Raw genomic sequence first — 19,949 nt, forward strand, 5'->3', positions numbered from 1 at the left:
CTCATTGAAGCCGGCGCTCGAGTGCGTCCGCAAAGGCAAGCGAATCCATCACCACCCCAAGGCTTGCGACTTTGAAGATCGGAGCGTGCGGGTCGGTATTGACCGCAATGATCGTCTCGACGTGCTTCATCCCGTGCAGATGTTGCACCGCGCCTGAAATACCGCACGCGATATAAAGCTTGCAGTTGCCGGCGACCTTGCCGGTGAGACCGACCTGATGGGCCTTGGGCAACCACCCGGAGTCCGCCACCGGACGCGAGCATCCCAGCGTTGCACCAATGAGGTCGGCCAGACCCGCGAAACGCGGCACGTTGTTCTCGTCCTGAATGCCGCGCCCGATCGAAAAGATGAAGTCGGCCTTACCGATGTCGACGCCGGAAGCGGGCGGCTCGATGTATTCGAGGTGGCTGTATCCGGGCGTTGGAACTGCGGCGGCGAACGGCTTTACCGTGGCAGAACCGATATCGGACGACGGCTTCCAGGTCTGGCCGCGCAAGGTGAGCACTACTACCGGCTTGTCCGGAAATCGCAGGCTGACGTTCACCTTGTTGTTGAAGCCGCTGCGCACTGCGTAGATCCCCTGCTCATCCACACCGAAGCCGAACACGTCGGACGCAAATCCGCTACCCAGCCCCACGGCAAGCGCCGGCGCCAGCGCCATGCCGTCGGCCGAGTGTCCCAGCACGATTAGAGTCGGCTGTATCTCGGCAGCGACCTCCATGACGACCTCCTCGTACAACATCGCATCGAACTCGCCGCCCCCGGCTGTCACGGTGATGATGTCGTCCACCCCCGGCTGGTTCAAGCCGTCGGCATGGCGTGCGGGATCGTCGGCGATCACTACCACTCGCACTGGCCCACCGATCGCTGCGCGCGCCTCCAATGCTGCCGCAACAGCCTCTCGGCTGATATCGGCGAGCATGCCGCGCCTGTGTTCCGCTACCACCAGAATCCCGCTCATGCGTTCGCTCCCATCTTGTCGCGGACGATCTGCAGCACCTGGGCAGCCACCTCGTCCGGCGTTCCGTTCAACATCGTTGCACGCGTCTCCGGCGGCTCGGCCAGACGCTCCACCCAAGCCGCCGCCCACGTGGCATCCGTGCCAGCCGCCACCTCGGCGACCGGCTTCGATTTCGCCTGCTTCTGCATCCGCATCGTCGCGTAACGCGGCGTGTTGGCCCCGGTCTGCATGGTCAACAGAGCGGGTAGCGCCAGACTGAAGCGATGGCGCAGACCGCCCTCCAACTCGCGCGTGACGGTCATGCGCTCGCCACCGTCCCATTCGGTCGCCACCACCACCGCTGCACGCGGCCAGCCAAGCAGACGGGCGAGAGCGACGCCGGTGGCGCCATTGGCCATATCGCTCGATTGCACGCCGCCGATGACGAGGGTGGGCTGCTCCTTCAGGGCGACGCCTGCAAGCAGCCGTGCCACGGCAATCGGATCCGCACCGACCAGCGAGTCGTCCCACACGCGCACACCACGATGCGCGCCTTTCGCCAGCGCCTTGCGCAGCGTCTCTTCGGCTTCCGCCGGCCCCACCGTGACCACCACGACTTCGCCACGGCCGGCTTTTTCGACCAGTTGCAGCGCCTCTTCCAACGCCACGTCATCGAATTCGTTCAGCTGGTATTCGAAAAATTCGCTGTCGATGCTGCGTCCGTCGGAAGTGAAGCGGAACTCGTCACCCAGCTTTCCGACATGTTTCACAGTCACGAGGATGCGCGGTCCCTCGCAGGGAGGCACCTCGTAGCCAGGCAAGTCCACCGGCAACACCGGGCGAATTTGCCATGCAGGACCAGAACTCGCGGACGCAGGTGCGGCGGGGAGCGCAGCGACGACCGGCCCGTCAGTTATCGCGGGCACCGCCGCCTCTGCAATCACGGGCAGCACCGCCACGGCCGGCCCCGCCTGCATCGCCACCGGGCGCGCCGCGAGGATCGCGTCGAGTCGCGCGCCGACCACCTGCGCCACACGATCGGCGACGGCGAAGGTCAGGCGCTCGGCGAAGTCCGGCAGGTCGGCGAGCTTGAGGGATTCGAGTTCGATCGCGCGGGCAACGAGTTCGGCAATGTCCTCGACTACGAAATCCTTTTCGTGGCCTGCAGTCTTGCGTGCATCTTCAAACATGGTGAGATCCTTCGGACAACAGGTAACAAACACATCAATTCCGCCCAATCCCGCAGCCTCATGCACGCGCGACTCGGACGGCTTGCGGGTGCCGGGCTTGTCGGGGATCCAGATACGGCCGCCGCCGGCGCCGCAGCAGAAGGAGTTGTCACGGTTGCGAGGCATTTCCACCAGTTCGCAGCCGATCAACTCCAGCACCCGGCGTGGCGCGTCGTAGCGCTTGTTCAGCCGGCCCAGATGGCAGGGATCGTGGAAGGTGACGCGCAGACCGAGCGGATGCTTCACCTTCAGCAGGCCCGCCTCGAGCAGCTCGCACAGCACCTCCGTGTAGTGACTCACCGGCGCCGTGGGGCCGAACTCCGGGTATTCGTTCTTCAGCGTGTTGAAGCTGTGCGGATCGGTCGTCACGATCCGCCTGAACGGCTGGGCCGCCCCCATCTGTCCGAGGTTGTGTTCGACCAGCGACTCAAACAAGCCTTCTTCGCCGACTCGCCGCACGTCGTTGCCGGCCGTCCGTTCTCCTTCGTGCAACAACGCGAAATCCTGCTTCGCGGCACGCAGAAGACGGGCGAACGTCCGGCTCACCCGCTGGTTGCGGGGATCGAACGACGCATAGTCGCCGACGAACCACAACAGCTCTGCTGTCTCCTTGCGAATGTCCTTGACCGGAAAATCCAACTCCCGAGTCCACGCAGCCCGTTTGCGCCCGTTTTCGCCGAAGCTGTTGCCGGTGTTGGCGATCGTGTCCAACGTGGTCTTGAGCAGCGGGTCGAGCTCGCCGCGCTCGACCAGCTGGCGACGCATCTGCACGATCTTCACCGGGTGCTCGACCCCCACCGGACAGATTTCCTGGCATGCGCCGCAGGTTCGGCAGGACCACAGCGTTTCCGGATCGATCACTCCACTTCCGGTCACCGAGCCGATCAGGTCGACACCGGCCTGCGGCTTGCCCTGCGCCACATCGTTATGCACGCGCAGATCGAGGATCAGATCGCGGGGACTCAAGGGATAACCTGAAGCGCGCGCCGGGCAGGCGTCATGACAACGACCGCATTTTGTGCAGGCATCGAGGTCGAGCATGTCCTTCCAGCTCAGATCCGCGACACTCGCCACGCCAACCGCAACAGCGTCTTCGGCCTGACGCGGCAGCCGGCGCAGCGCCAGCGGATCCCGCGCGGCGAGCGAACCCAGCACCGCCAGGATGTGGCGCGCCTTCCACCACGGCAGCGCGACGATGAAGGCCAACGCGGCGAAACCGTGCAGCCACCAGTTGACCGCCCGCAACGCCGCGATGCCGCCCTGGGACAGCGTGGCACCAAACAGGCCGCCAAGCGCCGCCCCGACCGGCTCCCAGGCTCCCCATGCGGGACGCTCCATCGCGTGGCGCACGCCTTCCTGCACGAAGCCTGATAGCGCAATCGCGAGCAGCGCGATCAGGAACACCCAATCCTCCACCTTCCAGCGCTTGGCGGCCGGACGCAATTCGGTCTCGCCGCGATACGCACGCAGATAGTCGAGTTTGGGCAGCGCAAAGGCAACGCGGCGCACCATCATCAAGAGCAGACCGGCGACCAGCGCAAGGCCGGCGAGATCGAGCGTCAATCCGAACAACAGGAAGAAATTGCCCTTCCAGAAGGTGACGCCGAATAGAGGCTCAAGGATGTCGTATTCAAGCGTGATCGTCGCAGTGCCGACGAACAGCAGCGCAAAACCGAAAAAGATCGCCGTATGCGCGAATCCGGCATAGCGGTCGCGACGTCGCAGGCCGCGGTGCGTGGCAAGGTCCGCCACCATGCGGCACACTCCCGCCACGAGATCCAGCGGCGCCGGAAGCGACCGTCCACGCCGGTATTTGACGATATAGCGGGCAATGCCCAGCACGAAGGCGGCGATCGCGACGAAGCCGATAACGTAGAAAATCAGCTTGCCGGACGCACCTAGCCCCCAGAACAACTCACGTGTTTCCATGGTCTCGAAGCCGTCTGACGATGGTGAAACGGAGCCGGGCGCGCAACTCCGCACACCCGGCAGGAGACGGGCGGATGCCTCGTGGCACCCGCCCTCGCGGACTCAGTCGACCTCGACCTTGACGCGCTTGTCGCCCAGCTTCGGCACCGTTTCGCTGCCCCACAGCTGGCGCTCGCGGATCCACGGCAGCGGATAGGCGGGATGCGCGCTTTCGAACTCGCGCGCCAGACGGTGGCCGTCCCACATCGCCTGATTCACCTGCGCCGGGGCCTTGCAATCGCCGATGCGATAGATGTCCTGGATCTCGTTTTCCGCCCACTCGGCCTTACGTGCCTTGAGCTCGTTCCACAGCGCATTGTCCGAATAGCGCGACGTCACGAGGATCACCGCATCGACATCGACGGTGAAATCGCCGCCGTTGTCCCGGCGCGGGATCCCTCCGGACTCGGGGCCGAGCAGATCGGGACCGTGCTTGTACAAGTAGGTCAGGGTGACCTTACCCGGCTCGATCTTGCTCACCCAGTGGTTGCGCCAAGTCTTGATGTCCTTCTCGAACAGCATGCGCTTGTTGTTGGGCGCCTCGAGCGTGAACACGCCGTATTCGGCAACCTCGGACGCATCGCAGACGTAGGTCACTTCCTTGCCCTGATCCGCCATCATCTCGGCCAGCGTGATCCCGAGGAAATGCCCCTCGCCGTCGAGCACCAGCACGCGCTTGCCCGGCACTGGCTTGCCCTGCACGATCTGATACGGCGTCAGCACGTGCGGCAGGCTGTCGTCCGCCCCGGGAATCGGCCCGCAACCTGGCCCGATGCCGTTACCCCACCAGTGCGAGCCGGTCGCAATGACAACTTTGTCCGCGCCGTATTCGAGCACATCGTCGGCGCTCATCTTGCCGACCCCCAGATGCACCTCGACGTTCTTCATCTTCGAAAGCTGGATCTGGCGATAAGTGACCACGCGTCCCCACTCGTTCAGGCGCGGCAGCTTCGCCACATGCTTCCAGTGCCCGCCCAACTCGGCCTCGGCCTCGCGCAGGTGCACCTCGTATCCACGCTCGCCGAGCACGCGCGCGCATTCCATGCCTGCAGGCCCCCCACCGACAATCAGCACGGAGCACGGCTTCGTGGTCTTGCTGAATTTCTCGGGATGCCAGCCGCGACGATACTCCTCACCCATCGTCTGGTTCTGCGTGCACATGATCTGGCCAACCTGATTGAACTTCGACACGCAGATGTTGCAGCCAATGCACTCCCGGATGTCCTCCAGCCGTCCTTCCTCGATCTTCTTCGGCAGGAAGGGGTCGGCGATCGACGGCCGCGCCGCGCCGATCAGGTCCACGACACCGCTCTTGATCATGCCGATCATGTCGTCCGGGCTGGTGAAGCGCCCATTACCGACGACCGGGATATCCGGACCCAGGATCGACTTGCCCTGCTTGATGAACGGCGTCATCCAGCCTGATTTGCGGAAGCGCGATGCGCCGGCGTCCTCGCCCCACTCGGCGTAGTCCCCGATCTTCAGCGAAACGAGATCGACCACCCCTTCCTTGCGGAACAGTTCCAGCAAGCGCACCCCGTCCTCATGCGCCTCGACACCCTCGGGCCCGTGCAGGGTGTCCATCTCGAAGCGCGTCGTAATCGCGCAGCGGGCGCCGAGGCCGTTCTTCAGCGCATGCATCAACTCGATGAAGAAGCGCGCGCGGTTCTCGAAGCTGCCGCCGTACTTGTCGGTGCGCTTGTTGAAGCGGGGCTCGAGGAACTGGATCGGCACCGTGTCATCGCCGGCCGACACCTCCAGCAGATCGAAGCCCGCCTGTTCAGCCCGCTTGCCCGCCTCGACGTACATGTTGATCACGGCCCTGATGTCCGACTCGTCCATCTCGTAGCCGTACACCGAACGCGTCGCGAACATCGGCGACACCCATTGGCTGGGCGAGCGCCCGGGTTCGCGCGATTCCAGTGAGGGTGCGTTGCCGCCGCTGTACCACAGCTGGATGCCGGCCAGCGAGCCGTGACTGTGCGCGACATCGCACATGTAGCCGAGGTTGCGCACGTCCCCGTCATCCCAGATGCGTGCCGAGGTGTACGGATATTCATCCGCCTCCGGATGAATCGAACAATACTCGGTGAACACGACGCCCCACCCGCCTTCCGCCTTGGTGCCGCGCAGATGCGCCTGCGCCCCCGGACGCTCGGAGCCGGGCCCCGCGCAATGCGAGGTCTGGAAGAAGCGGTTGCGTGACACCTTCGGTCCGATGCGAATCGGGTCGAAAAGGATGTCGTATTTCGGATCGCGGGCCATCTGGAAATCTCCTCTCGGTATTTGAACGTCGGGCGGAACCTCTTCCGCCTTGCCGCTTACCTAGAGACAACTACCGTGCCAGCTTTCTCAACACCTTGTTTGATATGAAATTTTTATTCAGCGATCAGCCGAACTCCAATTCGCGCGACCGGTATTGCTGCACGTTCACCCACACGCGATGCAAATCTGCAGCATCAATATTCGGTTCTCATGGACGAACGCCGGCATGCCATGCCGTTGAGGCCTGACAGCTTATCCAGTCTTCTTTGGAATACGGCTCAGCGGCTCTTTCGTACGATGGTAGCGATGTCGACGCCCAGTTCCTCGGCAGCCTTGCGCTTGCTGCCCGTGCGCCGCACGGCATCCTCGATCACACGTTGTTCGAACTGCCGAACCGCATTCTTCAGCGAAGCCCCGGCGAGCCCGTTGCTCGGGGCGGCTGAAGGCGTAATGGACGGTTCAGTCGCGGCAGTCTCCTGCTGTACGCTGCCTTCGCCAAAAGGCAAATCTTTCTTGTGCGCGACCACGTCGCACAGCACCGCAAGATTTTCGACCAGATTTTGAAGCTCCCGGATGTTGCCAGGATAGTCGTGCCCCAGAATGTGCCTTCGGCACTCGGGGTCGATGCGCAAGGCCGGGCTGCGGCGCTGGTTGATGCGCTCGAGAAAATTGTCGAGTAGCGGGCCGATGATCTCCCGGCGCTCGCGCAGCGGCGCCAACTTCAGCGGCACCACGCACAGACGGTAGTAGAGATCACGCCTGAAGGTACCGTCCTTGACCATCTCGGCAAGGTCCCGATTGGTGGCGGCGATCACTTGAATGCGCAGCTTGCGCAACTGCGTCGCCCCCACCCGCTGCAGCCCGCCTCCTTCCAGCACCTGCAGGATCTTCGCCTGTGACTGTAGCGGGATTTCGCCCACCTCGTCGAGGAACAGCGTACCTCCGTCGGCAACCTCGATCAGACCCTTCTTGCCCTTCGATGTTGCGCCGGTAAAGGCACCGCGTTCGTAGCCGAACATCTCGGATTCGAAGAGGCTTTCCGGGATGCTGCCGCAGTTAACATGCACGAAGGGACGACCTTCCAAGCCGGACTGACGATGCAGCATGCGTGCGAGTTCCGTCTTGCCCACTCCCGACTCTCCCAGGATGAGCAATCGACTACCAAGTGCGATGGCACGCTTGCCACATTCGAGCAAGGACGTCAGGTGCGTTCCCAGGACCAGGTCGCCGCTACCGCTCCCGGCGCCGCGTGACAGGTCTCCGCCGCCCCCCGTCTGTGTCAGAAACGACGCCGCTCGCCGCCCCTCGCCGTTCAGCACTTCAGCCAACTGTTCCAGGCTGCGCAGAATGACGACGTAACAGTTCAGGTCGCCCTCCCAGGTATGCACGGGCCGCGTCTGTAGCAGATATTCCCTGCCATCTGCATCCTCGACCACCTCCTGGAGCTTCTTCCCGCGATCGAATCCCTCGATGAGCCGGGTGCAGTCGATCCGCGATGCCTTCACGAAGTCGCGCAGCGGCCTGCCGACCATCGCGCCACGACTGATCTCGTTGAGGCTCTCGGCGGCCACATTCATGTGCTGCACCAGGCCGATCCGGTCTACGAGGGTAATCGCATCCGGCAGCAGATCGACTAACGGATGCCACCGGTCGTCGGCCAGCAGGCGCTCGACGTCAATATCCCCCGCCTGCTCCAACGGGCCGGCGGAGCTGTTCGCCCATTTCATCCGTCGACCTTAGGCGGCCGCTTCCGTGGCCGTTTCTGTACTCCAGCCGGCGCCTGCATCGGCTCGCCCGCAAGCGCCTCGCGCAGCGACAGCACGAAGTACTTCGAATCGTCGGCCGCGATCGGAGCGAGGTGAATGTCGCAGACCACACCATCTCCGCTGCGCCGCTTGACCTTGGCACACCAACGCTGCACGTCGCGCCCGTACCAGCGGCGTCCATTTGGCAAAGGCTGGTCTAGATCGATCACTTCTCCCGCGTTCCGGCCCAGAATCATGTCTGCCGGCCAATCAAGCAAGGCTTCCAGTGCAGGATTGACCGCAAGCACCGTACGGTGATGATCGATCACCAGCACTGCATCAGGCAACGCAGCCAACACCTTGCTGACCTTGCGCTCCTGCGACTCCAGGTGCGACTTCGACACACGCTCGTCAGTTACATCACGCTGGATGCCCCACATCCGGTGGAGTCGCCCTTCCATGACATCGGCGCGCACGCTGGTTTCGGCGTACATCACGGAACCGTCATGGCGTAATTCCACTGTTGGCACTGCATCGATGTTGAAATTCGCCTCGATCAGCATGCTGACGAAGGCCTCGTTCGCGGTGCTGCGCCGAAAATACGCTGACACCGGCATCTGGGTCATATCGAGACCTGGAGGCAAGTTATACATGCGTGCCATTGCCTCATTGCAGATACCCCAGTGACATGGGTTCTCGAACACTTGGCGAACGATTTCGGCTTCATTCACGGTGAGGTCGACGGGTTCGTCAAAGACCATGCACCACATGGCCTCGGCAGAATCCCGCACGAAACGGCGCAGCAGCGCCAATTCGCTTTCGAGATCACCGACCAAGCCGCATTCTCCGTGCTTGCTCATACCCTCAAGTATCAATATCCGCCCCGTCGGGTCCAGTTCGGAAAGCTCCGGCACCATCGTGCACGACTTGTGCCTCTTCGCCTTTCGAACCGGAATGGGCGCGAACCGCATCGGCCCCCTCCGCCCGGTCCGGTCGCTCATGAAGTGCTCCAGCGTCGCGGCCGTGCCTGCATCGACCAGATCTCGCAGGCCCATCTGCTTCAGGACTGCAGTCGTGCAACCCAGCGCCCTGCTCACTGCATCGTTCGCAATCAAAATCGAGCCATCCTCGCGAAATGCCAGGAACGGCGCGCCTCTCGCTTCGAGACGGCTTTCATCAAGACTCATCAGCTTCGGTCCTCCGTGCCAGATGCACGGCGCGCATTCCGCGCCACGTCCGAAGCGACAAGCAATTCCCTTACCAAGCCCAAACCGATTCAATCAATGCGCATCAGTGACGCCATAAACCGGGGCTTTTACCATTTACGGCACACTCGGAACGACTTCGACGATGATGCAGAATTGCACATGCGATGCAAATCTGCAAGGCAGCCATCGAGGTCCCCTCCCGCCTCCCGTTATCGCTTCGCCGTCATCACTCTGAACGGACCGGCAACAACTGCGCCAGTCTTTCGGAAGGTCGGCACGACGATAAGGCCGTCGCGGAGAAAGTCGGGACTCGCCCCTCGGTTGTACAGGCTGCCGCCACCTGCTTGATCGCCTTCCACTTCACGAAGTGCTAAAAACGCACATATCACTTCGAATATTGCGTTTGCACCCCTTATTTTTGTTTCCTAGCATGCATTCGACTCACAACAAAGATCCGACGCACCAGCCTCGGAAAGGAATCACGATGAATTTGAATGAGACAAGATGCGGCGCTACTGATACGGCGCTTCTTCACTGGCACTTCGGCTGTACCAGTAAGAAACGCGCCTTCCGCACGACTGTGGACGTGCCCCATTTCAAGAACTGAGGGCGACTTCCATGGCAAACGCTCTTTCGCACATCCGCGTCCTGGACCTGTCGCGCATACTCGCCGGCCCGTGGTGCAGTCAGATCCTCGCCGACCTCGGCGCCGACGTGATCAAGGTCGAGCGCCCCGGAGCAGGCGACGACACCCGTGGCTGGGGGCCGCCGTGGCTGAAGGACGAGCACGGCGCCGAGACAGACGTCGCCGCGTACTACCTGTGCGCCAACCGCAACAAGCGCTCGATCACGATCGACATCACGCGCCCTGAGGGCCAGGCGCTTGTGAGACAGCTCGCAGCCGAGTGCGACGTCGTGATCGAGAACTTCAAGGTCGGCGGACTCAAGCAGTACGAACTCGATTACGACGCGCTCAAAGCGGTCAATCCCCGCCTCGTATATTGCTCTGTGACGGGCTTCGGCCAGGACGGCCCCTACGCGCCCCGCGCGGGTTACGACTTCCTGATCCAGGGGCTGGGCGGCCTGATGAGCATCACCGGCCGCCCCGACGGCGAGGAAGGCGGCGGCCCGATGAAGGCCGGCGTGGCACTGACCGACATCCTTACCGGACTGTACGCGTCGAACGCAATCCTCGCCGCCTTGGCGTGGCGCGAGCGCAGCGGCGAAGGCCAGTACATCGACCTCGCGCTGCTCGACGTGCAGGTGGCCTGCCTCGCGAACCAGGCGGCGAACTACCTGGCGACCGGCCGCTCCCCGGGACGGCTCGGCAACGCGCACCCGAACATCGTGCCTTACCAGGACTTCCCCACGGCCGACGGATATATGATCCTGGCCATCGGCAATGACGGACAGTTCACCCGCTTCTGCACCGAAGCCGGCCGCGCGGAACTGGCAGCAGATTCGCGTTTTGCGACCAACGCCGAACGGGTGCGCAACCGCGCCACCCTGATCCCGCAACTGAAGGAGCTCACGGTGCGGCGCACGACCGCCGAGTGGATCGCCGCACTGGAGTCCCTCGCCGTGCCCTGTGGCCCGATCAATACGCTCGCGGACGTCTTTGCCGATCCTCAGGTGCAGGCCCGCGGCCTGAAAGTGACGACTCCCCACCCTGTCGCCGGCACGGTGCCCCTCGTCGCGAACCCGATGAAGCTGTCGGCGACGCCGCCTGATTACCGCCTGCCACCGCCGATGCTGGGCGAGCATACAGACGAGGTTCTTGCGAAAACGCTGGGCTTAAAGGACGCCGAGATCGAACGGCTCCGGTCAAACGGCGTGGTCTGATAGACGAGCATTTTTTGGAGACCTGACTTGAAAGTTCTTGTACCCGTCAAACGCGTAGTCGATTACAACGTCAAGGTGCGAGTGAAGGCGGACGGCACGGGCGTTGATATCGCGAACGTAAAAATGTCCATGAACCCCTTCGACGAAATCGCCGTCGAGGAAGCCGTGCGGCTGAAGGAAGCCGGCATCGCGACCGAGGTCGTGGCGGTGAGCTGCGGTGTCGCGGCCTGCCAGGAAACGATCCGCGCGGCGATGGCGATCGGCGCCGACCGCGGCGTCCTCGTCGAATCCGACGCCGAGCTGCAGCCGCTCGCCGTGGCGAAGCTGCTGAAGGCACTGTGCGACAAGGAGCAGCCGACGGTCGTGATCTGCGGCAAGCAGGCGATCGACGACGACTCGAACCAGACCGGCCAGATGCTGGCCGCGCTGATGGGCTGGCCGCAGGCCACCTTCGCGTCGAAGGTCGCGCTCGGCGACGGTGCTGCCACCGTGACGCGCGAGATCGACGGCGGTCTCGAAACCCTCGAGATCAAGCTGCCGGCGGTCATCACCACCGACCTGCGCCTCAATGAGCCGCGTTACGCGACGCTGCCGAACATCATGAAGGCGAAGAAGAAGCCGCTGGACATCGTCAAGCCGGCCGATCTCGGTGTCGATGTCGCGCCGCGCCTGGCGACGCTGAAAGTGGCCGAGCCGCCCAAGCGCAGCGCCGGCGTGCGCGTTGCGGACGTCGCGCAACTCGTCGACAAGCTCAAGAACGAAGCGAAGGTGATCTGAACATGGCGATCCTGGTTATTGCAGAACACGACAACGCGAGCCTGAAGGCCGCGACCCTCAACACCGTTTCGGCCGCGGCCAAGCTCGGTACTCAGTTGGCAACTGAGGTCCACGTGCTGATCGCCGGCGCCAACTGCGGCGCGGCGGCCGAGCAGGCGGCAAAGGTCGCGGGCGTCGCCAAGGTGCGCGTGGCCGATGCCGCCCACTACGACTCGCAGACCGCCGAGAACGTCGCCGCGCTGGTTGTCGCCAATGCTGCAGGCTACACCCACATCCTCGCCCCCAGCACCGCCAACGGCAAGAACGTCGCCCCGCGCGTCGCCGCGCTGCTCGACGTCGCGCAGATCTCCGACATCGTCGCCGTGGAATCGGCCGACACCTTCGTGCGCCCGATCTACGCGGGCAACGCGCTGGCCACCGTGAAGTCGGCCGACGCCGTGAAGGTGATGACCGTGCGTACGACCGCCTTCGAAGCCGCCGGCCAGGGTGGCTCCGCTGCCGTGGAAGCCGTCGCTGCCGGTGCCGATCTGGGTCTGACGACCGTCAAGGGCCGCGAACTGACCAAGAGCGCACGTCCCGAACTCGGTGCGGCGAAGATCATCGTTTCGGGTGGTCGCGGCCTCGGTAACAGCGAGAACTACCACAAGCTGCTCGAGCCGCTCGCCGACGCCCTCGGCGCGGCACTGGGTGCTTCGCGCGCCGCGGTCGACGCGGGCTACGTGCCCAACGACTACCAGGTCGGCCAGACCGGCAAGATCGTCGCGCCGCAGCTCTACATCGCGGTCGGCATCTCGGGCGCGATCCAGCACCTGGCCGGCATGAAGGATTCCAAGGTGATCGTCGCGATCAACAAGGATCCGGAAGCACCGATCTCCCAGGTGGCGGATTACGGCCTGGTGGGCGACCTGTTCGAGGTCGTTCCGCAACTGGTAGCCGCCGTTTCGTAAGCAACCATCCAACGCCTCTCCCCTCCGACGAACCATTCTTCCAATACGAGTCAAGGGATCGTCGGATTTTTTCGGTTCGGAGAGAAATGCTCTCCGAACCGAACCCTTTTTGGCGAAATTGCCATAGCGGCACCCCACGCCAGGTGACGGGTGCCCGCGGAGATTCGAGCGAGTCGGGGAATCTCAGAACGGCATCCAGACTTGCGCAAGCAATGCCCGTGTTTCAGGCACATTGCGACCATCGACGGTCCGCGAGATTCCGAACGACCAAGTCGTTGCGTCCTTGTGCGTGACCATGATGCCGGCCCCGACGTTCCAGACGTGGGAGCTGTTGTCCTCGTTGCGCAGATAATCGGTGGACAGGTAGGGCGTCACGCGCATGTTCGACTGCGTGACGTTCTTGAAGTCGTAGCCGAGACGCCCGTTGAGGTGGTACTCGTCCTTCGGCTTCGAAATCGAGCTCCATTGCGGGTCGGCGGTGTGATAGCCGACGACGGCCTCGATGTTCCAGTTGTTGACGTTGAGGTCATAGAAGCCGCGCAAGTAGTAGTCCCACAGGTGGCTGTCGAGCTTCGAGCTGATCGAGAAGGGCGTGCCGATCAGGATATCGAAGCCGATCGTGCTGTCCGGGGTCGGTTTGGTCCAGCCGGTGAAGGCCGGGATCACGCTACCGACGCCGGAGAGATCGAAGCCGTTCGAGTCCTTGATCCTCAACTCGTAGGTGTTGAGCGAGAACGCGAAGGCCCAGCTCGAGGCCGGATCGAACTTGAAGAAGTGCGGCAGGATCGTGAAGCCGAAGATCGTGTCGGTGTCGACGCCGGTATCGACACGCTTGCCGCTGTCGTCGTAGGCCTTGCTCGTCGAGTTGTAGAGCAGCGTCTGGCCGGGGAAGTTGAAAGGTTGGTCGAACTGCGTCGGCAGGTCCCAGTAGTGAGGCCGGTAATGGTGGCCGAGGACGACCTGCGCCTGGGCCGCGCCAGCGGCGCTGATGGTCAGAGCGGCGACTGCCGCGACCTTCACCGCCGAGTGCTTCGAATGCTTGGTGTTCTTCATGTTCTCCTCCTTGAGCGGATGTGATGCGGGCCTTTGCGGCCCTTTTTGGGAAAGAAAGGGGTCCTGTCCCACTGGCCGGAGCGAGTGGAGCGTGGAATGCGATGTTCGAAAGGGGGGACGGCGCTAGGCAGAGACCGCGCTCAGCGCCCGCCGGCGTTGCGAAGCCGGCCGGCGCTGAGCACGACGATTGGTCGACGGTGCAAGCCGATGGAATACGTCGATGCGCCCTCCAATGTCGTGGCCATACTGACGAGGGATCTTGCGAGCTCGCATGAAGGCGTGCGCGACCTGTTATGAGGACCGGTCGTCACACGCCGTGGCGCGATAACGGCTCGCCCTGTCAGCTGGCTACCGAGTGTGCCAATCCACTTCTCGCACGGCTATTGAGCGCGTACAGCAAAGCGCCGACAGCTGCGGTTGCTGGCGCGGACCATGCCGCAACCGGCGCCGACGCTTGAAGCATGAGGATTCCGACCCCCGACGAAACCAGCCACGCTGCCAGGGCGAAGTTCACGGACAGGGGTGCCCGGCCGAGCTGATCGGCCAAGGTCGTCGGAGTATCGCGGGAGTCACGCATCGAGTAGATATGAACCAGCGCGATCGCCACCCAGGCGACGACAAAGGTTCCCTGGTACGCCAGCGCCTGCAGGATGAAGTGGAACACGTTCTGCAGCATCAGGAAGTAGACGATCACGCCCACGACGACCGCCCACACCATTCGGTGCAGATAGATGCCGAATGCCGACTGAAAGAAGGCCTCCATATTGACCGACGAAAGATAGAAGTTGGCCGTGTTGATGCGCGTCTGGCTGACCCACACGAAAGCGAGGCCGGCCAACCCCATCAGCTTCAGCAAGCCGAGCACGGCCGATACTTCGCTGATGCCTCCTTCGAGGGGAATCGTGCCGGCGATGAAGATGCCTACGACTGCGTTGAGCATGAACGTGAAGACATAGAACACGATGCCGAAGTTGACCTTCGCGTGGTACTCCGTGTCCTCGCGACGTCCGAGACGTGAGAAGTCCCACGTGTACATCATCAGGATCCACACGCCCATGAAGTAGGTGAAGCACTGCCACCAGCCGTCCTCCGGCGCACCGGAGGCAGGCCCGAGCTTCAGCCAGGCATCGCTGTATCCGTATTCCGCCAATGTCATCCCGACTGCCAGCACGATCCCGATCAGGTAGAACGGCAACAGGATTCCATTGAACTTGTCGATAAAGTGCTGCACGCTGCCGAACACCAGCGGCACGCTGTAGCAGACGACGATCAGGTACGCCCACTTCAGCTCCACGCCGGGCCAATAGGCATTGATGGCGACCGCGATCACCGAGCCCTCGAACACCGCGTAGTAGATTGCCGTCGCGCAGAAGATCAGCGTTGCCAGCCGCGCACCGACCTTGCCGAATACGAGCTGGGAGAATTGCGCGACCGAGAGGCCCGTACGAATGGAAAATCTCGTGATCGCGGCGTTGATGATCGCGAATACCACGGCCGACAGCGCGAGTCCGATTAGGACGTTCCTGGTTCCCAGCGTGAGGGCCAGCGTCGCGGGCACCATCAGCCAGAACATCGCGCTGCAGAGGGCCCACCAGGCCATCGTCAACCCGGCTTTGCCCATTCGCTCGTTGTACGGAACAGGTACCGCCGCAAAGTCTTCGTGGTCCTCGTTCGGACTCAATTCGATCTTGGTCGTCACAGTTGTCTCCTTTAGTGTGATTGGAACGACAGCCGGCATCTGGATGGCCGTCGTTCTTTCCCGCCGGACGTGCCGGGAATCGCGTGATGAACGCGGGCACGCCACCGGTTGTTTGCTTCGCCCCATCAAAATCGCGGGCAAAAGCGTCCCTGTGGCGGCCCGAGCCGCGCGTCCCAGCTACTTCGTGCGTGTCTCTTTAGGTGTTTTTGTCCGCGCTGCGCTATGGCACGCGGCTGGTTCAGGCGGCTACTGCTTCTTCCACCGCCGCAGGGCCTGAGCTCGCTTCGGCGATCTGCTTGTCCTCGAGCACGTACACCCCGCTCGCGTCGAGCGAAGCGACCCAACCGGGCTCGATGACGATCGACGTGGTGACCTCCTCGATCACCCCCGGGCCCTGAATCCGCATCCCCGGCTCGATCCCTTCGCCGTCATACACGGGCGCGAGCATAGTGCGGACGTCTGTGCCGTGGCCGAACACCATGTTCCGCTGCTCCTTCACCGGTGCAGCGGAGGGCGCCCGCTGCGGCACCGCGCTCGCCGTCTTCAGCGGCGGCACCACCCCCGACACGGTCGTCTCGATGTTGACGATCTCGACGACGCCGTCGGGCTCGCAGTAGGTGAAAAGCTCCTGATGCCGCTGGTCGAAGCGGCGGCGGATGTCCTTGAAACTCTCGGCATTGACCGACATCGTGGCGATATCGACCGGGCACTCATGCACCTGGCCGAGATAGCGCATATCGATCGAACGCTCGATGCGGATATCCTTGGTCTCGAAGCCTTCGGCCTGCAGCGCGCCGATCGCCTCGCGTTCGAGGTCGTGGAAGCGCTGGTCGATGCGTTCCCAGTCCGCATGCGGCCCGACGCGCATCGGGCAAGCCGACATTTTTGTGTACTTCACGTTCGACAGGATCTGGCCGAAGGCGCACAGCCCGGACGCGAGCTTGGGCACCAGCACCTTTTTGACGCCGATCTCGCGTGCGAGTGACGCGATGTGCAGCGCCGTCGCCCCACCTGCACCAACCAGCACGAAGTCGCGCGGATCGTAGCCCCGCTCCACCGACACGCGGCGGATGCCATTTACCATGTTGTTATTGACGATGTTGAAAATGCCGTGCGCCGCGTGCTCGACCGATATGCCGAGCGGCTTGGCGATCTTCTCCTCAATCGCACGCCGCGCCGCCGCACCGTCGATCTTCACACGCCCGCCGAGCAGGTAGGACGGGTTGAGATACCCGAGCACGACGTTCGCGTCCGTCACCGTCGGCAACTCCCCGCCGCGCATGTAGCACACCGGCCCCGGATTCGCGCCCGCGCTCTGCGGCCCGACGTTGAGCAGCCCCATCGCGTCGATCCACGCGATCGAACCGCCGCCCGCCCCCAGCGTTTCGACCTGGATCATCGGCGTGCCGATGCGGTAGCGCAGGAAGTCGATGTTCTTGCTGAGGTTGGTCTTGCCGTCCTTCGTCAGCGTAATGTCGAAGGAGGTGCCGCCCATGTCGACGGTGATGATGTTCTCGATGCCCAAGGGGCCCGCGACGTGCATCCCGGCCGTCGGCGCCGATGCGGGCCCGGAGTTGATCGCATTGACCGCCCTCGAGACCATCACGTCGCGCGCCGCCATGCCGCCGTTCGACTGGTAGTAGCGGATCGGCGCCGTCACGCCGAGGCCGACGAAGAAGTCGTCGATACGGCGCACGTAGCGTTCCAGCACCGGCCCGAGGTAGGCATTCACGACCGCCGTCGAAGTCCTCGTGTACTCGCGCATTTGCGGGAACACCTCGACGCCGACCGACACATACACGTCCGGCAGCATCTCGCGCACGATCTCGGCTGCGCGGCGCTCATGCACATCGTTCGCGACCGACCATAGGAATGACAGTGCCACCGCCTCGACGCCCTCGGCACGGAAGCGCTCGCAGGCCGCGCGCACGTCGTCCTCGTTCAGAGTCGTCTGTACCGTGCCATCCGACAGCACGCGCTCGCGCACCCCATGCCGCAGGCAACGCGGCACGAGCATCGTCGCCGGCGGGTACTTCGCGTCGTAGCGATAGCCCTCCTCCTTGTGGCCGAGGCGGATCTCGATCGAATCCTCGTGGCCCGCGGTGCAGATCAGGCCGGTCTTGACGCCCTTCAGCTGGATCAGCGCATTCAGCCCGACCGTCGTGCCGTTCACCAGCAGGTCGGCATTGTTGAGGATCTCGGCGACCGGCAGGCCCAAGGCCTCGGAAATCTGCTGCAACCCGTCGGCGATCGCCTTCGTGCCGTCGTCCGGTGTCGAAGTGGCCTTGAAGAGCCGCACCTGGCCCTGCTCATCGGCCAGCACGAAATCGGTAAAAGTGCCTCCGGCGTCGATGCCCAGGCGGAAACGCTTGCTCATTGCTGTTCTCCTCTTCGTTCTTGTCAGATCGCCGCCGCGCGCAAGCGCTTCGTCTCGTCAGCCATCACGCTGAAATCCTCCGGCGACACCGCCACGCCGTAGTCCTTGCGCGCCCCATCGAAGGACACGAAACCGTTGCGCACGTCGGATGCGACCTGCTCGGGGTCGCGCTCGAAGGCATTGCCCCAGCCGCCCCCGCCCGGATTGATCGCGGAGACGCGCTGGCCATCCTGTATCTTCAGCACGACGTTCTTGCGCAGCGTGTCGGTGACCTTCTCGCCGACCTTCAGGTCGATGCGTGCGAGCTTGCTGTCGAGCACACGGTTGTGCGCCCCGTTCGCCCCCAGCGACGCGTACTTGCGCCCCTCGCCGAAGCTCACGACCGTCATCTCGTGGCCGATCGGTTCGACTTCCCACTCGGTCGCGCAGCCCCCCCGGTACTTGCCCGCGCCGCCGCTGTCCTGCACCAGCCCGTAGCGGTGGATCACGATCGGGTAGGAGTATTCGAGGATCTCGATGTCGCCCGAGGTCAGCGCCCCGAAGCAACACTGCGGACCGCAAGCGTGCCAGCCGTCCATGTGCGCCGTCGCCCCCGCGCCGGAGATCAGCGACGCGAGCACCATCGTCACGTACTCCTCGTTGTTGCGCGCATCGAAGCCGGCGATGTTGATGCCACTGGCGTGGCCCCACGACCCCACTGCGCGCTCGGGCGCCGCCTTCTCCAGCGCGAGCCGCACCGCGTCGGAAAGCGTCTCCATCGGCGTCGTCGTGCTGTTCACATGCGGCGCCGGCTCCACCGCATTGCACAGCGTCCCCTTCGGGCCCAGATCGACGGTAATGCAGCGATACAGGCCCTCGTTGTATGGCGGATCGACCTGCGTGAACATCATCAGGCCCAGATACACGCCCGAAATCGAGTTACCCTCGTAGGAGTTGATGAAGTACGGGATCTGCGGAGGGCTCGAAATCGCGATCGCGCACTCGTCACCCTTGATCGTCACCGCGGCCGAGATCGTGATGTCGCCGAAACCGTGGCCCGCATCCTCCAGCACCGCGCTCGCGGAGTAGGTACCGTCCGGAATCGCGCCGATGATCTCGCGCATGTGGCGGTCCGCCATGTCCATCAGCTCGTCGATGCAGTCGCGCACCGTCTGCACGCCGTACTTGTCGAGCAGCGCGATCAGGTTGCGCTCGCCGACCGTCACCGCGCCCAACTGCGCGCGCAGGTCGCCTTCCTGGTCGCGGCGGGAACGCACGTTGGCGAGATAGAAATTGACGACGTCCTTGCGCTGGCGGCCTTTCTCCCAGAACTTCACCGGCGGGATGCGCAGTCCTTCGGCGTAGATCTCCTTCGCGTCCGGGTTGTAGCCGGCCGGCACCGGGCCACCGATGTCGGTGACGTGGCCCTTGCACACCGTCCAGAACACCAGCTCGCCCCGGTAGAACACCGGCTTGTACATGCAGCAGTCGAGGATGTGGCTTCCCATGCTGCCCGGATCGTTGTGGTAGATGACATCGCCTTCGTGGATGTCATCCCCGAAGTAGGCGGCGACGAATTTCATCGCCGGGATCAGGCTGCCCAGGTGGATCGGGATGTCCTGCCCCTGCAGGATCATCTCCGGTCGGTGATTGAAGATCGCGTTACTGTAGTCGTGCGCCACGTTGAAGACGCTCGAACGCGCCGTCTTCTCGAGCGTCAGCGTCATCTCGCGCTGCGTCGTCTCCAGCGCGCCGCGAACGACGGCCAGGGTGATCGGATTTACCTTTCTTGTCATTGCCTCTTCTCCATACCCTCTGACGGGATTGAGTTGTCGTGAGTGAAGAGTACGGCGAGGGCAAACCTGCTTACAGATACACCACAGCGTCCTCACCGCCGGGGTGTACTCCACGTACGGCCAG

General features: G+C 63.5%; 12 protein-coding genes. 3 read left to right on the forward strand and 9 right to left on the reverse strand.

Annotation, left to right across the window (positions count from 1 at the left end; translation table 11 throughout):
• Position 1: 1 nt before the first annotated feature.
• From AzCIB_RS11700 to AzCIB_RS11720, 5 genes are all read right to left on the reverse strand, one after another.
• Complete coding sequence (locus tag AzCIB_RS11700; protein WP_050416061.1) at positions 2-961, reverse strand: electron transfer flavoprotein subunit alpha/FixB family protein; 960 nt, start codon at positions 959-961, stop codon at positions 2-4.
• Positions 958-4,098 carry a heterodisulfide reductase-related iron-sulfur binding cluster gene (locus AzCIB_RS11705; RefSeq protein ID WP_050416062.1) on the reverse strand — a complete coding sequence of 1,047 codons (3,141 nt, stop codon included), beginning with the start codon at positions 4,096-4,098 and terminating at the stop codon, positions 958-960. The genes AzCIB_RS11700 and AzCIB_RS11705 overlap by 4 nt, the downstream gene beginning before the upstream one ends.
• Before the next feature lie 102 nt (positions 4,099-4,200).
• Complete coding sequence (locus AzCIB_RS11710; protein ID WP_050416063.1) at positions 4,201-6,402, reverse strand: oxidoreductase; 2,202 nt, start codon at positions 6,400-6,402, stop codon at positions 4,201-4,203.
• A gap of 278 nt (positions 6,403-6,680) precedes the next feature.
• On the reverse strand, positions 6,681-8,129 hold the full coding sequence (locus AzCIB_RS11715) for a sigma-54 interaction domain-containing protein (RefSeq protein WP_050416064.1): 1,449 nt from the start codon (positions 8,127-8,129) through the stop codon (positions 6,681-6,683).
• Complete coding sequence (locus tag AzCIB_RS11720) at positions 8,126-9,334, reverse strand: PAS domain-containing protein (protein WP_050416065.1); 1,209 nt, start codon at positions 9,332-9,334, stop codon at positions 8,126-8,128. The genes AzCIB_RS11715 and AzCIB_RS11720 overlap by 4 nt, the downstream gene beginning before the upstream one ends.
• A 639-nt stretch (positions 9,335-9,973) precedes the next feature.
• Between AzCIB_RS11720 and AzCIB_RS11730 the strand changes: the two genes are divergently transcribed.
• Genes AzCIB_RS11730 through AzCIB_RS11740 form a run of 3 tightly spaced genes read left to right on the forward strand, consistent with a single transcriptional unit; the run spans position 9,974 to position 12,921 of the window.
• On the forward strand, positions 9,974-11,197 hold the full coding sequence (locus tag AzCIB_RS11730) for a CaiB/BaiF CoA transferase family protein (RefSeq protein WP_050416067.1): 1,224 nt from the start codon (positions 9,974-9,976) through the stop codon (positions 11,195-11,197).
• 27 nt (positions 11,198-11,224) lie between these two features.
• Complete coding sequence (locus AzCIB_RS11735) at positions 11,225-11,974, forward strand: electron transfer flavoprotein subunit beta/FixA family protein (protein ID WP_050416068.1); 750 nt, start codon at positions 11,225-11,227, stop codon at positions 11,972-11,974.
• A 2-nt stretch (positions 11,975-11,976) separates the two neighbouring features.
• A complete protein-coding gene (locus AzCIB_RS11740) occupies positions 11,977-12,921 on the forward strand; it encodes an electron transfer flavoprotein subunit alpha/FixB family protein (RefSeq protein ID WP_050416069.1) in 945 nt (314 codons plus the stop codon).
• Between the two features lie 183 nt (positions 12,922-13,104).
• Here the strand turns inward: AzCIB_RS11740 and AzCIB_RS11745 are convergent, their stop codons facing one another.
• The 4 genes from AzCIB_RS11745 to capB form a co-directional block, all read right to left on the reverse strand.
• Positions 13,105-13,974 carry a transporter gene (locus AzCIB_RS11745; protein ID WP_050416070.1) on the reverse strand — a complete coding sequence of 290 codons (870 nt, stop codon included), beginning with the start codon at positions 13,972-13,974 and terminating at the stop codon, positions 13,105-13,107.
• 340 nt (positions 13,975-14,314) lie between these two features.
• Positions 14,315-15,673 (reverse strand): purine-cytosine permease family protein, encoded by a 1,359-nt coding sequence (locus AzCIB_RS11750; RefSeq protein ID WP_083446984.1) that lies wholly within the window; start codon positions 15,671-15,673, stop codon positions 14,315-14,317.
• 238 nt (positions 15,674-15,911) lie between these two features.
• Positions 15,912-18,050, reverse strand: coding sequence for a caprolactamase subunit alpha (gene capA / locus AzCIB_RS11755; RefSeq protein ID WP_050416071.1), 2,139 nt, complete (start codon positions 18,048-18,050; stop codon positions 15,912-15,914).
• Between the two features lie 23 nt (positions 18,051-18,073).
• Positions 18,074-19,825: a caprolactamase subunit beta gene (gene capB / locus AzCIB_RS11760; protein ID WP_050416072.1), complete on the reverse strand. Its 1,752-nt coding sequence runs from the start codon at positions 19,823-19,825 to the stop codon at positions 18,074-18,076.
• Positions 19,826-19,949: the final 124 nt, after the last annotated feature.

The sequence above is a fragment of the Azoarcus sp. CIB genome, from assembly GCF_001190925.1.
Lineage (GTDB): Bacteria > Pseudomonadota > Gammaproteobacteria > Burkholderiales > Rhodocyclaceae > Aromatoleum.